The following is a 23608-nucleotide window of genomic DNA, read 5'->3' on the forward strand; positions in this document are numbered from 1 at the left end:
TAAGCCAAGTAAGGGGTATGCGCGTGAAGTTCACCGACGGCTACTGGCTGCTGCGCGAGGGCGTCACCGCCGCCCATCCCGTCGTGGCTCTCGATGTGACGGACACCGACGGCACGTTGGACATCCACGCGCCGACCCATCCCATCCGCCGCCGCGGCGACCTGCTGAAGGGACCGGTCGTGACGATCAGCGCCCACGCCCCTATGCCCGACGTCATCGGCGTCACGTTCACGCACTTCGAGGGCGAGCAGCCGCAGAGCCCCCAGTTCGAGCTGCGGAGAGAGGACTTGACGGCTCACACGGAGTACGACGAGGAGCACGCCACCCTGACATCCGGCACCCTCTCCCTCCGGGTCAGCCGCACCGGCCCCTGGACCGTCGACTTCCTCGCCCACGGCCGAGTCCTCACCAGCAGCGGCCCCAAGGGCATGGGCATCATGCGGGACGCGAAGACCGGCGCCCACTATCTGCGCGAGCAACTGGGACTGGGAGTGGGGACGAGCGTGTACGGCCTCGGCGAGCGCTTCGGCCCGCTGGTCAAGAACGGCCAGGTCGTCGACATATGGAACGCCGACGGCGGCACGGCGACCGAACAGGCCTACAAGAACGTCCCGTTCTACCTCACGGACGCGGGCTACGGAGTCTTCGTCGACCACCCCGGCCGGGTGTCCTTCGAGGTCGGCTCGGAGGCGGTGTCCCGGGTGCAGTTCAGCGCCGAGACACAGGAGTTGACGTACTACGTCATCCACGGCCCGACCCCCAAGGACATCCTCCGCAAGTACACGGCTCTGACCGGCCGCCCGGCGCTCCCGCCGCCGTGGTCGTTCGGCCTGTGGCTGTCCACCTCCTTCACCACCTCCTACGACGAGGAGACAGTGACGTCGTTCATCGAGGGCATGCGGGAACGCGAACTGCCGCTCTCCGTCTTCCACTTCGACTGCTTCTGGATGCGCGAGTTCAACTGGTGCGACTTCCAGTGGGACCCGCGGGTGTTCCCCGACCCCGAAGCCATGCTCCAGCGGCTGAAGGCCAAGGGCCTGCACATCAGCGTCTGGATCAACCCGTACATCGCCCAGCGGTCGCCGCTCTTCGCGGAGGGCAAGGCACTCGGCCACCTCCTGCGCCGACCGGACGGCAGCGTGTGGCAGTGGGACCTGTGGCAGCCGGGCATGGCGCTGGTCGACTTCACCAGCCCGGCCGCCCGCGACTGGTACGCGTCGAAACTCGAGGCGCTGCTCGCGCAGGGCGTCGACTGCTTCAAGACCGACTTCGGCGAACGCGTCCCGCTGGACGTGGAGTACGCCGACGGTTCGGACCCGGAGCGGATGCACAACTACTACACGTACCTCTACAACAGGACCGTCTTCGACGTGCTGCGCAAGCACCGCGGCGAGGGCGAGGCCGTCGTGTTCGCGCGGTCGGCGACGGCCGGCAGCCAGCAGTTCCCGGTCCACTGGGGCGGCGACTGCGAGGCGACCTACGAGTCGATGGCGGAGTCACTGCGCGGCGGACTCTCCCTCGGGCTCTCCGGCTTCGGCTACTGGAGCCACGACATCGGCGGCTTCGAGGGCACCCCGAGCCCGGCCCTGTTCAAACGCTGGACAGCGTTCGGGCTCCTCTCCTCCCACAGTCGCCTGCACGGCAGTTCGTCCTACCGGGTGCCGTGGCTGTTCGACGAGGAGGCCGTGGACGTACTGCGGCTGTTCACCCGGCTGAAGCTCCGCCTCATGCCGTATCTGTACGAGGCTGCCCGCACCGCCCACACCGAGGGCGTCCCGATGATGCGGGCTATGGTCCTGGAGTTCCCGGACGACCCCGGATGCGCGCACCTGGAACGGCAGTTCATGCTCGGCCCCGACCTGCTGGTCGCTCCGGTGTTCAGCGACGAGGGCGATGTCTCGTACTACGTCCCCGAGGGCGAGTGGACCCACTTCCTGACCGGCCGCACGGTGACCGGCCCCCGCTGGGTACGGGAACGCCACGGCTTCGACAGCGTGCCGCTGCTGGTGCGTCCCGGGTCGGTGATCCCGGTCGGCGCGGTGGACGACCGTCCGGACTACGCGTACGCCGACGGGGTCACGCTGCACGCGTACGGCCTGGAGCGCGGCGCCCAAGTGACCGTCCCGGTAGGGGACATGACGTTCACGGTGGTCCGCGAGGGCGACACCCTAAGGGCCTCGTGCGGCGATCCGTCGGTGCCGTGGGGACTGTCGGCGGGCAGACGTGAGGTACGGGCTCAGGCGGGCACCGGCTTCCTGACGGTGGAACTGGGACCGCGCGAACCGGGCTCGTCCGCACCGGGGTCGACGGCACCGGGGCCGGGCAGGTCGGGGCCGGACGAATCGGGAGGCGAATGATGGTGAAGATCACCGATGTGGCACGGCACGCCGGGGTCTCCCCGAGCACGGTGTCGTACGCCCTCAGCGGCAAGCGCCCGATCTCCGAGGAGACCCGGCAGCGCATCGAACGCTCCATCCACGAACTCGGCTACCGCCCCCACGCGGGCGCGAGGGCGCTGGCGAGCAGCCGCTCGAACGTACTGGCACTGGTGATCCCGTTGCGGACCGGCATCCATGTCCCGGTCGCGATGCGGTTCGCGGTGTCGGTGGTCACGGCGGCGCGCAGCCACGACCACGACGTCCTGCTCCTCACCCAGGAGGAGGGCGAGGACGGTCTGCGCCGGGTGGCGGACACGGCCCTCGTGGACGCGCTGATCGTGATGGACGTCCAACTGCACGACCCCCGGCTGCCGTTGCTGCGCACACTGGACCTGCCGTCGGTCCTGATCGGCTTCCCCTCCGAGCCGGCCGGCCTGACCTGTATCGACCTGGACTTCAAGGCGGCGGGCGAGCTGTGCGTGGAGCGCCTGGCGGCGCTCGGCCACCGGGTCATCGCCCTGGTCGGCTCACCGCCCGAGGTGTACGTACGCCGGACCGCGTTCGCCCAGCGCGTGGTCCAGGGGTTCACGGCGGCGGCGGACCGGGGCGGACTGTCGTCCTCGGTCCACCCCTGCGAGGCGACCCCGGCGGCGGCGAGGGTGGTCGCGGAACAACTCCTGCGCGAGCAACCGGCGTTGACGGGGGTAGTCGTCCACAACGAGGCGATCCTGGAACCCCTGATCGACGCCTTCGAACACCTCGGCCTACGGGTCCCCGGCGACCTCTCCGTCACCGCGATCTGCCCGGACGACCTGGCCGAGAGCCTGCCCGTGCCGGTCACCTCGGTCGCCATCCCGTCGGCAGAGGTCGGGGCGCGGGCCGTGGAGCTGCTGATGAAGAAGCTGAACGGCACGGGCCACGCCCCGGAGGCGACCCTCCTGCCACCCCGCCTGACGGAACGCGCGAGCACGGTGGCACGGACGGCACCCTGAACCCTCCTCCTGCCTCTGCGTCTACCTCTGCCTCTGCCTCTGCCTCTACTCCACCGTCACCGACTTCGCCAGGTTCCGGGGCTGGTCCACCTCGTTGCCCCGGGCCGTGGCCAGCTCACAGGCGAAGACCTGCAACGGCACCGTGGCGACGAGCGGCTGGAGCAGGGTCGGTGTGGCCGGAACGCGGATCAGATGGTCCGCGTACGGCACCACGGTCTCGTCCCCCTCCTCCGCGATGACGATGGTCCGCGCACCCCGGGCCCGGATCTCCTGGATGTTGGAGACGATCTTGTCGTGGAGGACGGACCGGCCACGCGCCGAGGGAACGACCACGACGACCGGCACGTCCTCCTCGATCAACGCGATGGGCCCGTGCTTCAACTCGCCCGCGGCGAAGCCCTCGGCGTGCATGTAGGCGAGTTCCTTCAGCTTGAGCGCACCCTCCAGCGCCACCGGATACCCGACGTGCCGCCCGAGGAACAGCACCGTGTTCTTGTCGGCGAGCGAACGCGCCAGCTCACGCACGGGCTCCATGGTCTCCAGCACCCGCTCGACCGCACCGGAGATGTCCGCCAGGTCCCGCACGACGGCCCGGATCTCGTCGCCCCACTTCGTGCCGCGTACCTGCCCCAGATACAGGGCGACCAGATAACAGGCCACCAGCTGCGTGAGGAACGCCTTGGTGGACGCGACGGCGACCTCGGGCCCCGCGTGCGTGTACAGCACCGCGTCCGACTCGCGCGGGATCGTCGAGCCGTTGGTGTTGCAGATGGCCAGCACCCTGGCACCCTGCTCACGTGCGTGCCGCAGCGCCATCAGGGTGTCCATGGTCTCGCCGGACTGGGAGATGGCGATGACGAGGGTCCGCGCGTCGAGAATCGGATCCCGGTACCGGAACTCGCTCGCCAGCTCCACCTCGCACGGGACACGCGTCCAGTGCTCGATGGCGTACTTGGCGATCAGCCCGGCGTGGAAGGCCGTACCGCAGGCGACGACGACGACCTTCTCGACCTCCCGCAGCGCACCGGCGGGAATCCGCACCTCGTCGAGCGTCAGTGAACCGGCCGCGTCGATACGGCCCAGCAGGGTGTCGGCGACAGCCTTGGGCTGCTCGGCGATCTCCTTGAGCATGAAGTAGTCATAGCCCCCCTTTTCCGCCGCCGACACATCCCAGTCGACGTGATAGGACCGCGCGTCCCCCGGACCGCCGTCGAAGCCCGTCACCGTGACCCCGTCCCGGCGCAGCTCCACGACCTGGTCCTGACCCAGCTCGATCGCCGACCGCGTGTGGGCGATGAACGCGGCGACGTCCGAGGCGAGAAAGGCCTCGCCCTCTCCGACGCCCACCACCAGCGGCGAGTTCCGCCGCGCCCCGACCACCACGTCCGGCTCGTCGGCGTGCACCGCGACCAGCGTGAACGCGCCCTCCAGCCGCCGGCAGACGAGCCGCATGGCCTCGGCCAGATCGCCGCAGGACGAGTACTCCTCGGCGAGCAGATGGGCGACGACCTCGGTGTCGGTCTCGGAGGCGAGTTCGTGCCCCCGCTCGGCCAGCTCCGCGCGCAGACAGGCGAAGTTCTCGATGATCCCGTTGTGGACGACGGCGACGCGCCCGGCGTTGTCGAGATGCGGATGCGCGTTGACGTCGGTCGGCCCGCCGTGGGTGGCCCACCGGGTGTGCCCGACCGCCGTACCCCCGGCCGGCAACGGCCGCTCGGCGAGTTCCTTCTCCAGGTTGACGAGCTTCCCGGCCTTCTTGGCCCCGGCCAGCCCGCCATCGGCCAGCACAGCCACCCCGGCCGAGTCGTATCCCCGGTACTCCAGCCGCTTCAGCCCGGCCATCACGACATCGAGAGCCGACTGAGACCCCACATAACCCACGATTCCGCACATGCGCGGCAGCCTAGGCGCCGAGGCGGCCCGAACCCGGCACTTCGTGCCCGAAATGGGCAATTCCCGCCGGGGGCACGAAGCCCCGGGCGGGAACGGGTCCGACAGCGAGATCCTCAGTCGAGCTTGGCCAGCTGCGCGTCGATGATCTCCGTGGGGAAGGCGTAGTCCTTGCCGGTGGAGGCCGAGGCGAAGTTGACGGCGGGGACGTAGGCGACGGTGGTGCCCTTGCGGACGACGACGGCCTTCATCGGCGCCTTCAGACCGGCGTCCACGGTCACGGTCAGGGCGAGCGCCTCGTCCGCTCCCTCGGGCGCCGGGGTCTTGGTCACCTTGAGGGCATCGCTCTTGGTGCCGGTCACGGTGTAGGAGAACCCGGCGGCGCACTTCTCGGCAGAGGTGTTCAGGTCCTTCATGGCCTGCTCGGCGCCGCCGTCCTCGTAGGAGGCCAGCGTGATGACGGCCTGCGCGACATCCAGCTTGGCGAGGAACTGGTTCTCGTCGCTCGCCCCGGCGGCGGGCTTCGCGGCGTCACCCTTCCAGGTCCGCTTCACCACGGCCGCCGGCTTGCCGACGTACGTGGCCGACTGGAGGTACGCCAGCGGGGCGCACGCCGCGTCCTTCGTCGTCACCTTCTCCTGCGCGATGTCGTCCTTCACCGGCACCTTCTCGGTGAGCGTCCCGCTCTTGACGTCCGCCTGCACCAGGGCGACCTTCGCCAACTCGGCGGCGGTGAGCGCCTTGGCGGCGGACTTGTCGGCCTGGGCGGTCGCGCTGTCGCCGTTCTTGACGTCGTCGCCGGACGAGTCGCCGCAGGCGGTGACGAGAAGAGCGAGAGCCGCGGCGGAGGCAGCGAGGGCGGTACGGCGAACTACGGTGGTCCTCAAGGGAGAAAGCTCTTTCTCTTTGGGCGTTTCGGGAGATGTGCTTTACGCGCACTTTACTGACGGGATCCACAGAAAGATCATCGAACCTGCATTCGAAACCCACTCGTGACATGACGCGCCCTGCCCCACCCCGCCCCGCCCGCCCCGGCGTGACGCACCCCACCCCCCACCCCGTCCACACTCCCGTAACAATGGACTGTGATCTCTCCGGTCTCCCCGATGCCCCGGAGCGCCCACCGGCAGCGGCCGGAGGCGACTCCCTACGTCGATCTCACCCGTACCGAGTGGAGTGCGCTGCGCGACAAGACGCCGCTCCCCCTCACCGCCGAGGAGGTCGAGAAGCTGCGCGGTCTGGGCGATGTCATCGACCTCGACGAGGTGCGGGACATCTACCTCCCGCTGTCCCGCCTCCTCAACCTCTATATCGGCGCCACGGACGGCCTGAGAGGCGCCCTGAACACCTTCCTCGGCGAACAGGGCACCCAGACCGGCACCCCGTTCGTCATAGGGGTGGCCGGCTCGGTAGCCGTAGGCAAGTCGACCGTCGCCCGTCTCCTCCAGGCGCTGCTCTCCCGCTGGCCCGAACACCCGCGCGTGGAACTGGTGACCACCGACGGCTTCCTGCTCCCGACCGAAGAGCTGACCTCCCGTGGCCTGATGTCCCGCAAGGGCTTCCCCGAGTCGTACGACCGCCGGGCCCTCACCCGCTTCGTCGCGGACATCAAGGCGGGCAAGGACGAGGTCACGGCCCCCGTCTACTCCCACCTCATCTACGACATCGTCCCCGGCGAGAAGCTCACGGTCCGCCGCCCCGACATCCTGATCGTCGAAGGCCTGAACGTCCTCCAGCCCGCCCTCCCCGGCAGCGACGGCCGCACCCGCGTCGGCCTCGCCGACTACTTCGACTTCAGCGTGTACGTCGACGCCCGCCCCGAGGACATCGAGCGCTGGTACCTCAACCGCTTCCGCCGCCTGCGCGAGACGGCGTTCCAGAAGCCGTCCTCGTACTTCCGCAAGTACACCCAGGTGTCCGAGGAGGAGGCCCTCGACTACGCGCGTACCACCTGGCGCACCATCAACAAGGTGAACCTCCTGGAGAACGTGGCCCCCACCCGGGGTCGCGCCACCCTCATCATCCGCAAGGGCCCGGACCACAAGGTGCAACGCCTCAGCCTGCGCAAGCTCTAGCGAGCCCCGCGACAACCCTCGCGACACACGCCCCGGTTACCCTGCCCCCATGCTCCACCTACGCCTCATCACCCCGGCCGGCAGCACCGACGACGTGGTCCGCCTGATCGAGAAGACGGTCGGCACCACCCACCTCGTCGTCCTCCCCGGCGCCGCCCGCAACCCCGCCGGGGACGTCGTGATGTGTGACGTGGCCCGGGAGGCGGGCGACGAACTCATCGCCGGACTACGGAAACTGGGCCTCGACTCGACCGGCTCGATCGCCGTGGAGAACATCGACCTGTCGCTCTCCCAGCGCGCCGACAAGGCGGAGAAGGACGCGCCCGGCGAGGGCGCGGACGCGGTCCTGTGGGAGCACCTCGCGGAGGCGACACACGAGGAGTCGACCCTCTCGATCACGTACGTCTCGTTCATCACGCTCGCCACGATGATCGCGGCCTGCGGTGTGGTCCTCGACAACGCGATCCTGATCGTGGGCGCGATGGCGGTGGGCCCGGAGTTCGGCCCCCTGGCCGGCCTGAGCACAGCCCTCGTACAACGCCGCCCGAGACTGGCGGCCCGCTCACTGATCGCCCTGCTGGTGGGCTTCGCGGCGGCGATGGCGGTGACGGTCGGTTTCAGCGTCTTCATGGACGCCGTCGGCCTGTTCACCGAGGCGAAACTGGAAGCGAAGCGCCCCAACACCGGCTTCGTCTATGCCCCCGACTGGTTCTCGTTCGTCGTGGCGGCCCTCGCGGGCATCGCCGGCACGCTCTCTCTGACCTCGGCGAAGTCCGGCGCCTTGGTGGGGGTGGCCATCTCCGTGACCACCATCCCGGCCGCGGCCAACGCCGCCGTGGCACTGAGTTACGGCGACATGGGCCAGACCTGGGGCTCCACGAAACAGCTCCTCCTGAACCTCCTGGGCATCATCCTGGCGGCCACCCTCACCCTCCTGGCCCAGAAATGGCTGTGGAGCACCCAGAGAAAACCAGCCCGAACTTCTTGAACCTGGGCGCCTATAGGGGCGCGGGGAACTGCGCGACAAGCCACAACGAACCGGCAGCCCGCAACGAACCAGATCCCCCACCCCGAACCCGGCCCCGCCAACTACCCGAGCGCCGACTTCACGACATCCGCCAACCGCCCGGCCACAGACCGAGCCTGATCGATATCCGCCGCCTCGACCATCACCCGAACCAACGGCTCGGTCCCGGAAGGCCGCAACAACACCCGCCCCGTAGCACCGAGTTCACGCTCGGCCTCCGCCACCGCGGAAGCCAACTCCGCGGAAGACCCCACCCGAGTCCGATCGACATCAGGCACATTCACCAGCACCTGCGGCAACCGCACCATCACCGACGCCAGATCCCGCAGCGTACGACCGGTCTGCGCGACCCGAGCCGCCAGCAGCAGCCCCGTCAGCGTCCCGTCGCCCGTCGTCGCGTGGTCCGAGATGATCACGTGCCCGGACTGCTCACCGCCCAGCGCGTACCCGTGCTCCTTCATCTCCTCCAGCACATACCGGTCGCCGACCGCCGCCTGGATCAGCGACAGCCCCTCCCGCTCCATCGCCAGCTTGAAGCCCAGGTTCGACATCACCGTGGCGACAACGGTGTCCTCACGCAGCACACCCCGCTCCCGCATCGCCAGCGCGAGTACGGCCATGATCTGGTCGCCGTCCACCTCCGCACCGGTGTGGTCGACGGCCAGGCAGCGGTCCGCGTCACCGTCGTGGGCGATGCCGAGGTCGGCCCCGTGTTCGAGAACGGCGGCCTGGAGCTTGCCGAGGTGGGTGGAACCGCAGCCGTCGTTGATGTTGAGGCCGTCCGGCTCCGCGCCGATGGTGACGATCTCGGCGCCGGCCCGCGTGAACGCCTCGGGCGAGACCAGGCTGGCGGCGCCGTGCGCCTCGTCCAGCACCACCTTCAGACCGTCCAGTCGGTTCGGAAGGACCCCGACGAGATGGGTGACGTACCGCTCGAAGCCCTCGTCGTACGACCGGACGCGGCCCACGCCCCCGCCCGTCGGACGGTCCCAGGGAGCGCCGGTGCGGTGCTCCTCGTACACGGCCTCGATCCGCTCCTCCAGCTCGTCGTCGAGCTTGTGGCCACCGCGGGCCAGGAACTTGACGCCGTTGTCCGGCATGGCGTTGTGGCTGGCGGAGAGCATCACACCGAGGTCGGCTCCCAGTTCGGCGGTGAGGAACGCCACCGCCGGGGTGGGCAGCACGCCGACCAGCAGAACGTCGACGCCCGCGCTGGCGAGGCCCGCGATCACGGCGGCCTCCAGGAACTCTCCTGACGCACGTGGGTCCCGCCCGACCACGGCGACCGGCCGGTGGCCCTCGAAGGAACCCGCCTCGGCGAGTACGTGGGCCGCCGCTACGGACAGGCCGAGAGCCAGCTCGGCTGTCAGGTCCGCGTTGGCGACACCGCGCACGCCGTCCGTGCCGAAGAGTCGTCCCACTGGTGTCCTCCGAAGGTGCTGGGAATGTGCGGCTCGTGCCGAGTGTCCATGCCGGACCTGGCTACGTATATCCCCTGTGCCTGTTTCCAGGCTGTAGGGGTCGTTCCTCAAACCTGTGCCGTGAGCCTGTGCTAGGCAAGGCCCCCGGTAAACGAACCGCCCCGACGGCACGGAAAGTGCCGCCGGGGCGATACGTACGAGACGTGTGAAACGTCCGAGAACAGCGGAGCGATTAACGCTTGCTGTACTGCGGGGCCTTGCGGGCCTTCTTGAGACCGGCCTTCTTGCGCTCGACCGCACGGTCGTCACGACGGAGGAAGCCGGCCTTCTTGAGGGCGCCGCGGTTGTTGTCCACGTCGGCCTCGTTCAGCGCGCGGGCCACGCCGAGGCGCAGGGCGCCGGCCTGACCGGAGACACCGCCACCCGTGATGCGGGCGACGACGTCGTAGCGGTTGTCGAGCTCGAGCACCTTGAAGGGCTCGTTGACTTCCTGCTGGTGCACCTTGTTGGGGAAGTAGTCCTCAAGGGTGCGACCGTTGATCTTCCACTTGCCGGTGCCCGGGACGATCCGGACGCGGGCGATGGCGTTCTTGCGACGGCCCAGGCCGGCGGCCGGCTGCGGGTCGCCGAAGCGGCCGTCAAGGGCCTCCGAGTACTCGCCCTCGGCAAGGGGCGCCTCGGACTCGGTGGTGTAGCTCTCGACGTCCGCGTTCTCGAACTCGGCGTCAGCGTTCTCGTCGAGCGGCTGCTCGACAGTGGTCTCGGCCACGATTCTCCTCAGAATTCTCTACGTCTTAGGGGGTGGCCGGAACTACTGCGCGACCTGGGTGATCTCGAACGGCACCGGCTGCTGGGCAGCGTGGGGGTGCTGGTCGCCCGAGTAGACCTTCAGCTTCGACAGGCACTGACGGCCCAGGGTGTTCTTGGGGATCATGCCCTTGATGGCCTTCTCGACGGCCTTCTCGGGGTTCTTGGCCAGCAGCTCGTCGTAGCGGACGGAGCGCAGACCACCCGGGTAACCGGAGTGGCGGTAAGCCATCTTCTGGGTCTTCTTGTTGCCGGAGAGGTGCACCTTGTCCGCGTTGATGATGATGACGAAGTCACCAGCGTCGACGTGCGGCGCATAGATCGGCTTGTGCTTGCCGCGCAGAATGTTCGCGGCGGTGGTCGCCAGACGACCCAGGACGACATCCTGGGCGTCGATGACGTACCACTGGCGAGTGATGTCGCCGGGCTTAGGGCTGAACGTACGCACTTCGTAGCCTTCGCTTCTTCAGTGGATGGGTCCTGACACATGGCATCACTGAAGCGATCGTGCAGCTGGGGACGACAGTGCCGGGACCAGCGCCCGTATGCCGCCCACTGGAAACTGCTCCAGGGAACCTACGTAAGGGCCTCTCGTGTGAGAACGACCAAGCCGATACGCATAACGAACGCCAAGGCTACCCGCGCTGCCCCGGGCGGGTCAAAACGAGGTCGGGATCGGCGGGCGCGGGGACGCGGGGGACAGTCCGGGCCGGGGTGTGAGAAACCACCCGGAACCCCACCCGGGACCCCGACTCCGCTGCTCCCGTGGCCCATGAGAAGGGTCTGAGACGCATCGGCACACGGGTTGCACGGCGTCTAAGATGCGCGCATGAGCTTTGGGCAGGGGGGACCTCAGTGGGATCCCTGGAAACCGAATACCCCGCAACAACCGTGGGACGACCAGAGCGGCCGGGCCCCGCAGCAGCCGTGGGGCGGTCAGAGCGGCGGCCAGGCCCCCGACTGGGCGGCACTCGCCGACGCGTCCGAGACCCGTAACAGACGCCGCAGACTCCTGCTGATCGTCACGGCCGCGGTGGCCACCGTCGGCGTGGGCGCGGCCGTCGCCATGGCCGTGGTCAACGCCGACGGCAACAACCAGGCCTCCAACAAGCCGACCTCAGGGCTGCCCGCCACCGCGGACATCCCCAGCGACACCGCCTCGACGGTGCCGTCGTTCGCGCCGACGAGCGCGCCGCCGCCACTGGATCCGAAGGACTTCATATCCAGTGTGCAGAAGGACACGGCGGAGCTGACGCCGGACACCCTCTTCCCCGGCACACAGCTGACGATGGGCGAGCGCCTCTACAAGAAGGGCCCTACCGCGGACACGGCGAACTGCGCGTCGGCGGCGAAGAACACCCTTCCGAAGATCCTCAAGGACAACAGGTGCACGCGCTTCCTGCGCGTCACCTACAGCAAGGACGGCGTCGCGGTGACGGTCGGCGTGGCCGTCTTCGACACCGAGGCGCAGGCCACGAAGGTCAAGGCCACGGCGGACAAGAAGAGCATCGTCGAGTCCCTCTCCGGCGGCGGTGTCCCGACGTTCTGCCGCTCGGCGATCTGCCGCTCGACCACCAACTCGTACGGCCGCTACGCCTACTTCACGATTGCCGGCTTCACCGACGGCAAGGACGTGACGACTAAGAGCACGGCCGTCTTCACCACGGGCGACGACCTGGGCGAGTTCGCCTTCCGCCAGATCAGGCGCCGCGGCGAGGCCCAGGCTTCGGCGGCGAGCCAGTAGTACGCCCCAGAGGTCTCCTCCCGCCCCTCGATGGCCGACGATCACTGATCGTCGGCCATCGCGCGAAGGCCGTCGCACATGGGCTACGTAACCCAGGAGGTCACGTCAGTGCACCTGGCCCCGCACCCGCCGAGCCTGCAGCTGCCGGTCGGCGAGCTGGTCGTCCGCCGGGTAGGCGACCTCCTCAAGGGTCAGCCCGTACGGCCGTACGACATGCACGGCACTGTCACGCACCCGCGCGTCCAGCACCCGCCGCGGCCACTCCACCGTCCGGTGCCCGTCACCCACGAACAGCAGCGCGCCGACCATGGACCGCACCTGGTTGTGGCAGAAGGCGTCGGCGCGGACCTCGATCTCGACGATGCCGTCCAGCCGTCGGCGTACCCCGAAGTCGAGGATCTCGCGGACCGTCGAGGCCCCCTCGCGCTTCTTCGCGTAGGCGGCGAAGTCATGCTCCCCGACCAGGGACTTGGCAGCGGCGTCCATGACGTCGACATCCAACTCCCAGTCGTGCCACAGGACATGGTTCCGCAGCAGCGGGTCCACCCCGCCCGGCCGGTCGCCGACCCGGTAGACGTAACGCCGCCACAGAGCGGCGAACCGCGCGTTGAACCCACTCGGCGCCTCAGCGGCCCGCCACACCCGCACATCCTTGGGAAGCCGCCCGGCAAGCCGCTTGAGCAGCTTCTCCCGGTGCTCGTCCCACAACCCCACCGGCAGATCGACATGGGCGACCTGCCCCCGCGCATGCACCCCGGTGTCGGTACGCCCGGCCACCGTCAGGTCGTACGTGACCTCCCCGGACCGGGTCACCGTCCGCAGGGCTTCCTCGATCTCCCCCTGTACGGTCCTGCGTCCGCCGGGCTGCCTGGCCCACCCGGAGAACGCGGTGCCGTCGTAGGAAAGGTCCAGCCGCACCCGTACGAACCCGGGCTCTACGTCGTCGCTCACACAGAGATCCTCTCAGCAACACAAAAGCGGGCCCGCTCCGGAAAGGAACGGACCCGCTTTCAGGAACGCTTACGCGTCCTTCGACTCCTCGGCCGGAGCCGCGTCCTCGACGACCTCGTCGGACTTGGCCTCGACGGCCTCGTCCTTCTTGAGGGTGTCTTCCTTGACGGCACGCTTGGTCGCCGCCTCGGCCTCACCGGTGGCCTGCTGGGCCACGGTCAGGGCCTCCACCAGCTCGATGACAGCCATGGGCGCGTTGTCGCCACGACGGTTACCGATCTTGGTGATACGGGTGTAACCACCCGGGCGGTTCTCGTAGCGCGGGCCGATCTCGGTGAAGAGCGTGTGCACGATGCTCTTGTCCGTGATGACCTGGAGCACCTGACGGCGGTTGTGAAGGTCACCCTTCTTCGCCTTGGTGACCAGACGCTCGGCGTACGGACGCAGCCGGCGCGCCTTCGCCTCGGTGGTCGTGATCTTGCCGTGCTCGAAGAGCGACTTCGCGAGGTTCGCAAGAAGCAGCTTCTCGTGCGCGGCACTGCCGCCCAGACGGGCACCCTTGGCGGGCTTCGGCATGATCTTTCTCCTTGTTGTCTGCCCCGGCCGTATCAGGTACCAGAGTCAGTGTCCGAGCGGGCGGTCACCCGTCGGAGATCCGGGAGCAGCCCCGAAGGCGCGATCCCGGAAGGGGCGCGGGGAACTGCGCGACAAGCCACAGCGCACCCGCACCCAAAAACTGTATGCGAAGCCCGAACCGTCAGTACTGCTCGGTCTCCACGAACCCTGCGTCCACATCGTCATCATCATCGGCGCCAAAGGCGTCCACCGCGGCGGTCGGGTCGAACCCGGGAGGCGAGTCCTTGAGCGCGAGACCCATCCCCGCCAGCTTCGCCTTGACCTCGTCGATGGACTTCGCACCGAAGTTGCGGATGTCCAGCAGATCGGCCTCGGAGCGGGCCACGAGCTCACCCACGGAGTGGATGCCCTCACGCTTCAGGCAGTTGTACGACCGAACCGTGAGCTCCAGCTCCTCGATCGGCAGCGCGAGATCGGCGGCGAGGGCGGCGTCCGTCGGGGACGGACCCATGTCGATGCCCTCGGCGTCGATGTTGAGCTCACGGGCGAGCCCGAACAGCTCGACCAGCGTCTTACCGGCCGACGCCATGGCGTCACGGGGACGCATGGCCTGCTTGGTCTCGACGTCGACGATCAGCTTGTCGAAGTCGGTGCGCTGCTCGACACGCGTGGCCTCGACCTTGTACGTGACCTTGAGGACCGGCGAGTAGATCGAGTCGATCGGGATGCGCCCGATCTCCTGACCCACCTGCTTGTTCTGCACAGCGGAGACGTAGCCGCGACCGCGCTCGACGGTCAGCTCCACCTCCAGCTTGCCCTTGCCGTTGAGCGTGGCGAGGACCAGGTCGGGGTTGTGCACCTCGACACCGGCCGGCGGCGCGATGTCGGCGGCGGTGACGAGACCCGGACCCTGCTTGCGCAGGTACATCACGACCGGCTCGTCCTGCTCCGAGGAGACGACGAGCTGCTTGATGTTGAGGATCAGGTCGGTGACGTCCTCCTTGACACCCGGCACGGTGGTGAACTCGTGCAGAACGCCGTCGACACGGATGCTGGTGACAGCCGCACCCGGAATCGAGGACAGCAGAGTCCGACGGAGAGAGTTACCGAGGGTGTAGCCGAAGCCCGGCTCCAGCGGCTCGATGACGAACCGGGAGCGGAACTCGTCGACGACCTCTTCGGTCAGGGACGGGCGCTGAGCGATCAGCATGTGGAAATCCTTCAGTCATGGACACCCGCTATTTGATGCCCGACTAGTACTACAAGGGTACGGGCGATACGGCTCCAAGGAGCCATACCGCCCGAGACCTCAAACCGCCAAGCAACCGTGCGTCAGACCAGGAGGTCTGAAGATCCGAAGATCAGACGCGACGGCGCTTGGGCGGACGGCAGCCGTTGTGCGGGGTGGGGGTGACGTCCTGGATGGAGCCGACCTCAAGACCGGTCGCCTGAAGCGAACGGATGGCCGTCTCGCGACCCGAACCCGGGCCCTTGACGAAGACGTCAACCTTGCGCATGCCGTGCTCCTGCGCGCGGCGGGCGGCCGACTCGGCGGCCATCTGCGCGGCGAAGGGGGTGGACTTGCGCGAGCCCTTGAAGCCGACGTGGCCGGCGGAGGCCCAGGAGATCACGTTGCCCGCGGGGTCCGTGATCGAGACGATGGTGTTGTTGAACGTGCTCTTGATGTGGGCGTGCCCATGAGCGACGTTCTTCTTTTCCTTGCGGCGCACCTTCTTGGCAGCGCCCTGACGACCCTTGGGGGGCATCTAAATCTCCTACAGGGAGGTGGTCGGTCCTACAGCGAAGACCGCTGATGAAGCGTTGTCCGCTGAGGACTACTTCTTGCCCGGCTTCTTCTTGCCGGCGATGGCGCGACGCGGGCCCTTGCGGGTACGAGCGTTCGTGCTGGTGCGCTGACCGTGGACGGGCAGGCCACGGCGGTGGCGAATACCCTGGTAGCAGCCGATCTCGATCTTCCGGCGAATGTCGCCCTGGATCTCGCGACGGAGGTCACCCTCGGTCTTGATGTTGGCGTCCACGTACTCGCGGATCGCGACGAGCTGCTCCTCGGAGAGGTCCCGAACACGGGTGTTCGGGTCGATGCCCGTCTCCGCCAGCGTCAGCTGGGAAAGGGTCCGGCCAATGCCGAACACGTAGGTGAGGGCGACCTCCACACGCTTTTCGCGCGGGATGTCAACACCGGAAACGCGTGCCATTCAATGGCTCCAGTTGTCGTTCGGAGGTCTTCCACAAAGCCGTTTCCCAGCCGCCGTATGAGGTACGAACTGGGTCCCCGGCCTCCGACCGGGGGTATCAGATCCGCTTGACTGAACCTTCGGATCTGGGCTCTGCGTATGAACATGTACTGCTCGCGTCGCGCGAATCTCTGCGGGTGCAGAGGGTGGGTCGTGCGTCAGCCCTGGCGCTGCTTGTGCCGCGGGTTCTCGCAGATGACCATGACCCGACCATGACGGCGGATCACCCTGCACTTGTCGCAGATCTTCTTGACGCTCGGCTTGACCTTCATGGGGTGAGGTTCTCCGGGTCAGTTGCCGGCGGCCCCGCTTGCACGGGACGTGGGCAAGATCTACTTGTATCGGTAGACGATGCGGCCACGCGTCAGGTCGTACGGAGACAGCTCCACCACGACCCTGTCGTCAGGGAGGATGCGGATGTAGTGCATACGCATCTTGCCGCTGATGTGTGCCAGGACCTGGTGGCCGTTCTGGAGCTCAACCTTGAACATGGCGTTCGGAAGAGACTCGACGACAGTGCCCTCGATCTCGATGGCACCTTGCTTCTTGGCCACGCTTCGCCCTTCGAATCGACTACCTTGATCGACTCCCATGCGTTCCCTTGATGGGGCGCATGCGGACATGCGGATGCACGAGAGCCGACGAGTCAGTCTACGTCAGCACACCCGGAAAGACGAATCGAGGAAGAATGCCCCGCGGGCGTGATCCTTAACCGGCACGACACTCCAACACCCGCACCCCGGGGGCCTCCCAGACCGGCCCGCAGGGCGGGCAGCCCCGAAAACGGGCCCCAGGGAATCCGGGGCCGCGACGGCACGCGGCCCCCGGTCAGCACCCGCACGGGTAGAGGCGGACCCCCGAAGCACGGCACGCCGAACCATGGACCGGCACCCACCGAGACAGGCATACCCAAGCAGCCCAGCTCCCGCCAAAGGGAACCAAGGCACTACCCCCACCCAAGCCAGCAGCCCCGAAGCGGGGTGCAGGGGACGCAGTCCCCGCCAGAGGGAACCCGGGCACCGCCCGCACCGGAGCCGGCAGGCCCGAGGGCCGCAGCTCCCCGAGGCGGGGTACAGGGGGACGCAGTCCCCGTCAGGGGGTTCAGGGGGCTGCGCCCCCTGGCCGGGTCGAAGGGGCGGAGGCCCCTGGGGATGGGACGGGTAGGGGCGGCGGGGGCGAGAAACCCCCTACGCCAGCGGATCCGGCGCCGCAGTCACCCCGAGCTCAGCCAACTTCGCCGCCCCCCCGTCGGGAGACGTAAGCACCAACGGCCCCGCCTCCGTCAACGCCACCGAATGCTCCCAGTGCGACGACCACGTCCCGTCCGTCGTGATGACCGTCCAGTCGTCCGCGAGCACCTCGGTCCTCGGCGTACCCAGCGACACCATCGGCTCGATCGCGAGACAGAACCCGGGAACCAGCTTCGGCCCCTTCCCCCGCTTGCGCTCGACGTAGTTCAGCAGATGCGGGTCCATGTGCATCTCCGTACCGATGCCGTGGCCGCCGTAGTCCTCGACGATCCCGTACCGGCCGCCACCCGCCTTCGGCTGACGCCGGATGTACGTCTCGATCGCACGCGAGATGTCGACCAGCCGGTTCCCCAGCTTCATAGCGGCGATCCCCGCCCACATCGACTCCTCCGTCACCCGCGACAGCTCGATCAGCTCCGGAGCGTGCCCCGACCCCACGAACGCCGTGTACGCCGCGTCCCCGTGCCAGCCGTCGATGATCGCGCCGCAGTCGATGGAGATGATGTCCCCGTCCTTCAGCACGACCTCGTCGGACGGGATGCCGTGGACGACGACCTCGTTGACGGAGGTGCAGATCGTGGCCGGGAACCCGCCGTACCCGAGGAAGTTCGGCTTCGCGCCGTGATCCGCGAGCACCTTCCGCGCGACCAGGTCCAGATCCTTCGTACTGGCGCCCGGCACGGCCGCCTCACGAGTGGCCGCGTGGATGGCGGCGACGACAAGCCCCGCCTCGCGCATCTTGGCGATCTGCTCGGGGGTCTTGATCTGCACCATGGGAACTACGGCCTTTCCTGAACCGACCAGTCGGGGAAGCGAACGGACACACAAAGCCAAGGAATCAGCAAGCCAACAAGCCAACGCCAACGATACGGGGCCCCACCCCAATGCAGCAGCCGCGGTCCCCTGACAGGAAACCGCGGCTGTCCGACGTAAAACCAGCAGGACTACTCGCCCTCGCCGTCACCCTTGAGCGCGGCCATCGCCTTGCCCGTGACGTCCTCCACCTTGCCCAGCGCCGAGATCGTCACCACGAGGCCCTGGACCTTGTAGTAGTCGATGATCGGCTCGGTCTGGGTGTGGTAGACCTCCAGCCGCTTGCGGACCGTCTCCTCGGAGTCGTCGTCCCGCTGGTACAGCTCGCCGCCGCAGACGTCACAGACGCCCTCGGCCTTCGGCGGCTGGTACGTCACGTGGAAGACGTGCGCCGAGTCGTTACGGCAGATGCGGCGGCCGGCGATGCGCTTGACCACCTCGTCCTCGGGGACCTCCAGGTCGAGGACCGCGTCCAGCTTCATGGACTCGGCCTTCAGCATCTCGTCCAGCGCCTCGGCCTGCGAGACGTTCCGCGGGAAGCCGTCAAGCAGGAAGCCGTTCACCGCGTCGGACTGCTCCATGCGGTCCTTGGCCATGGCGATCGTGACCTCGTCCGGCACCAGGTTGCCCGCGTCCATGTAGGACTTCGCGAGTTTCCCGAGATCCGTCTGCTTGCTGATGTTGGCCCGGAAGAGGTCGCCCGTGGAGATGTGCGGGATCGACAGGTTCTTGGCGAGGAACGCGGCCTGCGTTCCCTTCCCGGCACCAGGCGGCCCGACGAGGACGATTCGCATCAGCGGAGGAACCCTTCGTAATTGCGCTGCTGGAGCTGGCTCTCAATCTGCTTCACGGTCTCAAGACCGACACCCACGATGATGAGGATGCTGGTCCCGCCGAACGGGAAGTTCTGGTTTGCCCCGAAACCAACCAACGCCATCGTCGGTACGAGAGCGATCAGACCCAGGTACAGCGAACCTGGCCAGGTGATCCGGTTGAGTACGTAGCTCAAATACTCAGCAGTCGGCCGACCAGCCCGGATGCCCGGGATGAAGCCACCATACTTCTTCATGTTGTCGGCTACTTCTTCGGGGTTGAAGGAGATGGCGACGTAGAAGAACGCGAAGAAAACGATCAGCGTGAAGTACGTGGCGATGTAAATCGGGTGGTCACCCTTGGTCAGGTTCTGCTTGATCCACGTCTCCCAGCCGGAGTTGCCGCCGGAGAACTGCGCGACCAGCGCGGGGATGTAGAGCAGTGACGAGGCAAAGATCACAGGGATGATGCCGGCCTGGTTGACCTTGAGCGGGATGTACGTCGACGTACCGCCGTAGGACCGGCGCCCGATCATGCGCTTCGCGTACTGGACCGGGATACGGCGCTGAGCCTGCTCGACGAAGACCACCAGCGCGACCATGACGAGGCCGACGGCGATGACCGTGCCGAACTCGATCCAGCCGCCCGCCAGGGTGCCCTGGGTCTTGATGGTCCACAGCGCGGCCGGGAAGGTGGCGGCGATCGAGATGAACATCAGGATGGACATGCCGTTGCCGATACCGCGGTCGGTGATGAGCTCACCGAGCCACATGACCATGGCGGTGCCGGCGGTCATGGTGATGACCATGGTGACGGTCACGAAGATCGACTGGTCCGGGACGATCTCGCTGGCGACCTGGCAGCCGCTGAAGAGCGCACCGCTGCGCGCGGTGGCGACCAGGCCGGTGCCCTGGAGGATGGCGAGAGCCACTGTCAGGTAACGGGTGTACTGCGTGATCTTCGACGTGCCCGCCTGGCCCTCCTTCTTGAGGGCTTCCAGACGCGGGATCACCACCGTCAGCAGCTGCAGGATGATGCTCGCCGTGATGTACGGCATGATGCCCAGCGCGAAGATCGTGATCTGCAGCAGTGCCCCGCCGCTGAACATGTTGACCAGGCCGAACAGGCCCTGGTTTCCACCCTTCGCGGCGACGTCGATACACGTCTGGACGTTCTGATAGTCGACACCTGGGATCGGGATGTGCGTACCCACCCGATAGACCACGATGATGCCGAGCGTGAAGAGCAGCTTCTTGCGCAGGTCGGGCGTCTTGAACGCCCGGGCGAACGCGGTGAGCACGGTGCCTCCTGCGACCCCCGCGCTACTGCGTAGAGGTGACGGTTTTGAGGTTCGACGAATACGTTGACAGATAACTAACAGCCAAGAGGCGTCCGGAGTTCCTTGTGAACACAACGGACTCAACTTGACAGTGCTGGCCACCTTACCGGCGACCAAGCTTCCTAGGAACGACCAACCGGGGATACCCCATTTGTGGGGTATCCCCGGTAGGGATCGCTCAAGTCATCGAGACGCCTGTGGTATTCAGAGCAGCTCGGTGACGGTACCGCCGGCGGCGGTGATCTTCTCCTTGGCGGAGCCGGAGACGGCGTCGACCGTCACCTGCAGCGCCACGGAGATCTCGCCCTGGCCGAGGACCTTGACGAGGCTGTTCTTGCGAACCGCACCGTTGGCGACGAGCCCCTCGACGGTGACTTCGCCACCCTCCGGGTACAGCGACGCCAGCTTGTCGAGGTTCACGACCTGGTACTCGGTCTTGAACGGGTTCCTGAAGCCCTTGAGCTTCGGGAGACGCATGTGGAGGGGCATCTGGCCACCCTCGAAACGCGCCGGAACCTGGTAACGAGCCTTCGTGCCCTTGGTACCACGTCCAGCCGTCTTACCCTTCGACGCCTCACCACGACCCACACGGGTCTTGGCGGTCTTGGCGCCCGGGGCAGGACGGAGGTTGTGGATCTTGAGCGGGTTGTTCTCCGCCATGATCAGTCGACCTCCTCAACCGTCACGAGGTGGCGGACGGTGTGAACCATTCCGCGGAACTCGGGGCGGTCCTCCTTGACGACCTGCGTGTTGATGCCCTTGAGACCAAGGGAGCGCAGGGTGTCACGGTGGTTCTGCTTGCTGCCGATGTACGACTTCGTCTGCGTGACCTTGAGGCGAGCCATTACGCACCCGCTCCCGCACGCGCACGGAGCAGAGCCGCGGGGGCGACGTCCTCGAGGGGCAGACCACGGCGAGCCGCGATCTCCTCGGGACGCTGCAGGCCCTTGAGGGCCGCCACGGTCGCGTGCACGATGTTGATCGCGTTGGACGAGCCGAGCGACTTCGACAGGATGTCGTGAACGCCGGCGCACTCCAGGACAGCACGCACCGGGCCACCGGCGATAACGCCGGTACCGGGGGAAGCAGGCTTGAGCAGGACGACGCCCGCGGCCTTCTCGCCCGTGATCGGGTGCGGGATGGTGCCCTGGATACGGGGGACCTTGAAGAAGTGCTTCTTGGCCTCTTCAACACCCTTGGCGATCGCGGCCGGCACCTCCTTGGCCTTGCCGTAACCGACACCGACGGTGCCATCGCCATCGCCCACTACGACGAGCGCAGTGAAGCTGAAGCGACGACCACCCTTCACAACCTTGGCGACGCGGTTGATCGCGACAACGCGCTCAACGTACGCGGTCTTCTCGGCGGCAGCGTTGCCACCGTCACGGCCCTTCCGGTCCCGCCGCTCGCCGCCACCGGCACCGCTTCCACGGCGCTGGGGTCCAGCCATTGGATTACCTCTCTCTTTTTCCGCTAGCTACGCTGCGCCGCGACACAAGGCCGCGAGCGCGACGGGCGGCTCAGAACTTGAGCCCGGCTTCGCGGGCGGCGTCGGCCAGGGCGGCGATACGCCCGGCGTACCGGCTGCCACCACGGTCGAACACGACGGCCTCGACACCGGCGGCCTTGGCGCGCTCGGCGACGAGTGCGCCGACCTTGCCGGCCTGCGCCGACTTGTCTTCGCCCTCGTTACCGCGGATCGAAGCGTCCAGGGTCGACGCCGACGCCAGGGTGTGACCCTGGATGTCGTCGATGACCTGGGCCACGATGTGGCGGTTCGAGCGGGTTACAACCAGGCGGGGACGCTCAGCCGTTCCGTTGACCTTCTTACGGATCCGGATGTGACGCCGCTTGATGGCAGCACGCTTGTAAGCGTCGCCCTTAGCGATCTTCGTACCGTATGCCATGGCTTACTTACCCGCCTTTCCGACCTTGCGGCGGATGACTTCGCCCTCGTACTTGACACCCTTGGCCTTGTACGGGTCGGGCTTGCGCAGCTTGCGGATGTTGGCCGCAACCTCGCCGACCTTCTGCTTGTCGATGCCCTCGACCGAGAAGTGGGTCGGGTTCTCGACCTTGAACGAGATGCCCTCGGGCGCCTCGACAGTGATCGAGTGGCTGTAGCCGAGCGCGAACTCAAGGGTCGAACCCTTGGCCGCCACGCGGTAACCGACACCGCTGATCTCGAGCTTCTTCACGTAACCCTGGGTCACGCCGGTGATCATGTTCGCCACCAGCGTGCGGGACAAGCCGTGCAGGGCCTTGTTCTGACGCTCGTCGTTGGGGCGGGTGACGTTGAGAACGCCGTCCTCACCCTTGGCGATGTCGATCGGCGCAGCGACGGTGTGAGAGAGGGCGCCCTTGGGGCCCTTCACCTGGACCGTACGGCCGTCGATGGTGACGTCCACGCCGGCGGGAACCGTGATGGGGAGCTTGCCAATACGCGACATAGCTGTTTCCTCCGTTCCCTTCTACCAGACGTAGGCGAGGACTTCTCCGCCTACGCCCTTCTTGCCGGCCTGCTGTCCAGTGAGGAGACCGTGCGACGTGGAGATGATCGCCACGCCCAGGCCGCCGAGCACCTTCGGCAGGTTGGTGGACTTCGCGTAAACCCGGAGACCGGGCTTGGAGATCCGCTTGATGCCCGCGATGGAGCGCTCACGGTTCGGGCCGAACTTCAGCTCGAGGACGAGCTTCTTGCCGACTTCGGCGTCCTCGACCTTCCAGCCCGTGATGAAGCCCTCCTGCTGGAGGATCTCCGCGATGTGAGACTTGATCTTGCTGTGCGGCATCGCGACGTCGTCGTGGTATGCCGAGTTCGCGTTACGCAGACGAGTCAGCATGTCCGCGATCGGATCAGTCATGGTCATGAATTGGCCTTCGGCCTCTCTCGCCGGGGTTTCCTGGATGCGCCATCCCTCTCCCCACTCACTCAGTGGCGGGACGGGTGCGGTGCGGGGGACCTACGGCGTAGTAAGTCGTACGGGCGGCAATCAGGCGCCCAACCCTCCAAGCCTAAGCCATGAAAGGGTGGGCGCCTGACACGCCCATTGCTTACCGAGAGCTTCGGGTATCCCTAGAAAGCGGGGATTACCAGGAGCTCTTGGTCACGCCCGGCAGCTCGCCACGGTGAGCCATCTCACGAAGGCACACGCGGCAGAGGCCGAACTTGCGGTACACGGAGTGCGGACGGCCGCAGCGCTGGCAGCGCGTGTAGCCACGTACACCGAACTTGGGCTTACGAGCAGCCTTGGCAATCAGAGCCTTCTTCGCCATC

General features: G+C 67.3%; 27 protein-coding genes. 5 read left to right on the plus strand and 22 right to left on the minus strand.

Annotated elements, in window-relative coordinates:
• The first annotated feature begins 23 nt into the window (after positions 1-23).
• Together yicI and QA861_RS41645 are read left to right on the plus strand one after the other, a co-directional pair.
• The gene (gene yicI, locus QA861_RS41640) at positions 24-2357 is read left to right on the plus strand and encodes an alpha-xylosidase (protein ID WP_334594105.1); all 2334 of its coding nucleotides are present in this window, start codon (positions 24-26) and stop codon (positions 2355-2357) included.
• Positions 2357-3370, plus strand: a complete 1014-nt coding sequence (locus tag QA861_RS41645) for a LacI family DNA-binding transcriptional regulator (RefSeq protein ID WP_334595018.1) — start codon at positions 2357-2359, stop codon at positions 3368-3370. Before yicI ends, QA861_RS41645 begins: the two co-directional genes overlap by 1 nt.
• A gap of 45 nt (positions 3371-3415) precedes the next feature.
• Here QA861_RS41645 and glmS read toward each other — a convergent pair whose 3' ends face one another.
• Positions 3416-5263: a glutamine--fructose-6-phosphate transaminase (isomerizing) gene (gene glmS / locus QA861_RS41650; RefSeq protein WP_334594107.1), complete on the minus strand. Its 1848-nt coding sequence runs from the start codon at positions 5261-5263 to the stop codon at positions 3416-3418.
• Between the two features lie 113 nt (positions 5264-5376).
• Positions 5377-6147, minus strand: a complete 771-nt coding sequence (locus tag QA861_RS41655; protein ID WP_334594108.1) for a hypothetical protein — start codon at positions 6145-6147, stop codon at positions 5377-5379.
• Between the two features lie 219 nt (positions 6148-6366).
• Between QA861_RS41655 and coaA the strand changes: the two genes are divergently transcribed.
• Together coaA and QA861_RS41665 are read left to right on the plus strand one after the other, a co-directional pair.
• Complete coding sequence (coaA, locus tag QA861_RS41660) at positions 6367-7335, plus strand: type I pantothenate kinase (protein WP_334594109.1); 969 nt, start codon at positions 6367-6369, stop codon at positions 7333-7335.
• 49 nt (positions 7336-7384) lie between these two features.
• Positions 7385-8323, plus strand: a complete 939-nt coding sequence (locus QA861_RS41665) for a DUF389 domain-containing protein (protein WP_334594111.1) — start codon at positions 7385-7387, stop codon at positions 8321-8323.
• Positions 8324-8424: 101 nt separating this feature from the next.
• Here the strand turns inward: QA861_RS41665 and glmM are convergent, their stop codons facing one another.
• The 3 genes from glmM to rplM form a co-directional block, all read right to left on the minus strand.
• The gene (gene glmM, locus QA861_RS41670; RefSeq protein ID WP_334594112.1) at positions 8425-9783 is read right to left on the minus strand and encodes a phosphoglucosamine mutase; all 1359 of its coding nucleotides are present in this window, start codon (positions 9781-9783) and stop codon (positions 8425-8427) included.
• A 232-nt stretch (positions 9784-10015) separates the two neighbouring features.
• The gene (gene rpsI / locus QA861_RS41675; protein WP_334594113.1) at positions 10016-10552 is read right to left on the minus strand and encodes a 30S ribosomal protein S9; all 537 of its coding nucleotides are present in this window, start codon (positions 10550-10552) and stop codon (positions 10016-10018) included.
• 42 nt (positions 10553-10594) lie between these two features.
• A complete protein-coding gene (gene rplM / locus QA861_RS41680) occupies positions 10595-11038 on the minus strand; it encodes a 50S ribosomal protein L13 (protein ID WP_006376008.1) in 444 nt (147 codons plus the stop codon).
• A 381-nt stretch (positions 11039-11419) separates the two neighbouring features.
• Between rplM and QA861_RS41685 the strand changes: the two genes are divergently transcribed.
• Positions 11420-12334: a hypothetical protein gene (locus tag QA861_RS41685; protein WP_334594115.1), complete on the plus strand. Its 915-nt coding sequence runs from the start codon at positions 11420-11422 to the stop codon at positions 12332-12334.
• Positions 12335-12439: 105 nt separating this feature from the next.
• Here QA861_RS41685 and truA read toward each other — a convergent pair whose 3' ends face one another.
• From truA to QA861_RS41770, 17 genes are all read right to left on the minus strand, one after another.
• Positions 12440-13285 (minus strand): tRNA pseudouridine(38-40) synthase TruA, encoded by an 846-nt coding sequence (truA, locus tag QA861_RS41690; protein WP_334594116.1) that lies wholly within the window; start codon positions 13283-13285, stop codon positions 12440-12442.
• A gap of 69 nt (positions 13286-13354) precedes the next feature.
• Positions 13355-13861 carry a 50S ribosomal protein L17 gene (gene rplQ, locus QA861_RS41695; protein ID WP_319090388.1) on the minus strand — a complete coding sequence of 169 codons (507 nt, stop codon included), beginning with the start codon at positions 13859-13861 and terminating at the stop codon, positions 13355-13357.
• 181 nt (positions 13862-14042) lie between these two features.
• Entirely contained in the window at positions 14043-15071 is a 1029-nt protein-coding gene (locus QA861_RS41700; protein WP_334594117.1) for a DNA-directed RNA polymerase subunit alpha, read from the minus strand.
• A 151-nt stretch (positions 15072-15222) separates the two neighbouring features.
• The gene (gene rpsK, locus QA861_RS41705) at positions 15223-15627 is read right to left on the minus strand and encodes a 30S ribosomal protein S11 (RefSeq protein WP_006376016.1); all 405 of its coding nucleotides are present in this window, start codon (positions 15625-15627) and stop codon (positions 15223-15225) included.
• Positions 15628-15696: 69 nt separating this feature from the next.
• Positions 15697-16077 (minus strand): 30S ribosomal protein S13, encoded by a 381-nt coding sequence (rpsM, locus tag QA861_RS41710; protein ID WP_006376031.1) that lies wholly within the window; start codon positions 16075-16077, stop codon positions 15697-15699.
• A gap of 197 nt (positions 16078-16274) precedes the next feature.
• Positions 16275-16388 carry a 50S ribosomal protein L36 gene (gene rpmJ, locus QA861_RS41715; protein WP_003998809.1) on the minus strand — a complete coding sequence of 38 codons (114 nt, stop codon included), beginning with the start codon at positions 16386-16388 and terminating at the stop codon, positions 16275-16277.
• Positions 16389-16448: 60 nt separating this feature from the next.
• Positions 16449-16670, minus strand: coding sequence for a translation initiation factor IF-1 (gene infA, locus QA861_RS41720; protein WP_003948620.1), 222 nt, complete (start codon positions 16668-16670; stop codon positions 16449-16451).
• Positions 16671-17303: 633 nt separating this feature from the next.
• Positions 17304-18140 carry a type I methionyl aminopeptidase gene (gene map / locus QA861_RS41725; protein WP_334594119.1) on the minus strand — a complete coding sequence of 279 codons (837 nt, stop codon included), beginning with the start codon at positions 18138-18140 and terminating at the stop codon, positions 17304-17306.
• A 170-nt stretch (positions 18141-18310) separates the two neighbouring features.
• The gene (locus QA861_RS41730) at positions 18311-18973 is read right to left on the minus strand and encodes an adenylate kinase (RefSeq protein ID WP_334594121.1); all 663 of its coding nucleotides are present in this window, start codon (positions 18971-18973) and stop codon (positions 18311-18313) included.
• A complete protein-coding gene (gene secY, locus QA861_RS41735) occupies positions 18973-20292 on the minus strand; it encodes a preprotein translocase subunit SecY (RefSeq protein WP_334595019.1) in 1320 nt (439 codons plus the stop codon). The genes QA861_RS41730 and secY overlap by 1 nt, the downstream gene beginning before the upstream one ends.
• A 243-nt stretch (positions 20293-20535) precedes the next feature.
• Entirely contained in the window at positions 20536-20991 is a 456-nt protein-coding gene (rplO, locus tag QA861_RS41740) for a 50S ribosomal protein L15 (protein ID WP_334594123.1), read from the minus strand.
• A 2-nt stretch (positions 20992-20993) separates the two neighbouring features.
• The gene (rpmD, locus tag QA861_RS41745; protein ID WP_055553514.1) at positions 20994-21176 is read right to left on the minus strand and encodes a 50S ribosomal protein L30; all 183 of its coding nucleotides are present in this window, start codon (positions 21174-21176) and stop codon (positions 20994-20996) included.
• Complete coding sequence (gene rpsE / locus QA861_RS41750) at positions 21176-21781, minus strand: 30S ribosomal protein S5 (protein ID WP_307164917.1); 606 nt, start codon at positions 21779-21781, stop codon at positions 21176-21178. Before rpsE ends, rpmD begins: the two co-directional genes overlap by 1 nt.
• 70 nt (positions 21782-21851) lie before the next feature.
• Positions 21852-22238, minus strand: coding sequence for a 50S ribosomal protein L18 (gene rplR / locus QA861_RS41755; protein WP_053746342.1), 387 nt, complete (start codon positions 22236-22238; stop codon positions 21852-21854).
• 3 nt (positions 22239-22241) lie between these two features.
• Complete coding sequence (gene rplF / locus QA861_RS41760; protein ID WP_334594127.1) at positions 22242-22781, minus strand: 50S ribosomal protein L6; 540 nt, start codon at positions 22779-22781, stop codon at positions 22242-22244.
• 21 nt (positions 22782-22802) lie between these two features.
• Positions 22803-23201, minus strand: a complete 399-nt coding sequence (rpsH, locus tag QA861_RS41765) for a 30S ribosomal protein S8 (protein ID WP_334594129.1) — start codon at positions 23199-23201, stop codon at positions 22803-22805.
• A gap of 220 nt (positions 23202-23421) precedes the next feature.
• A complete protein-coding gene (locus QA861_RS41770) occupies positions 23422-23607 on the minus strand; it encodes a type Z 30S ribosomal protein S14 (RefSeq protein WP_003948630.1) in 186 nt (61 codons plus the stop codon).
• Position 23608 lies beyond the last annotated feature (1 nt).

Source organism: Streptomyces sp. B21-083, assembly GCF_036898825.1.
GTDB lineage: Bacteria > Actinomycetota > Actinomycetes > Streptomycetales > Streptomycetaceae > Streptomyces.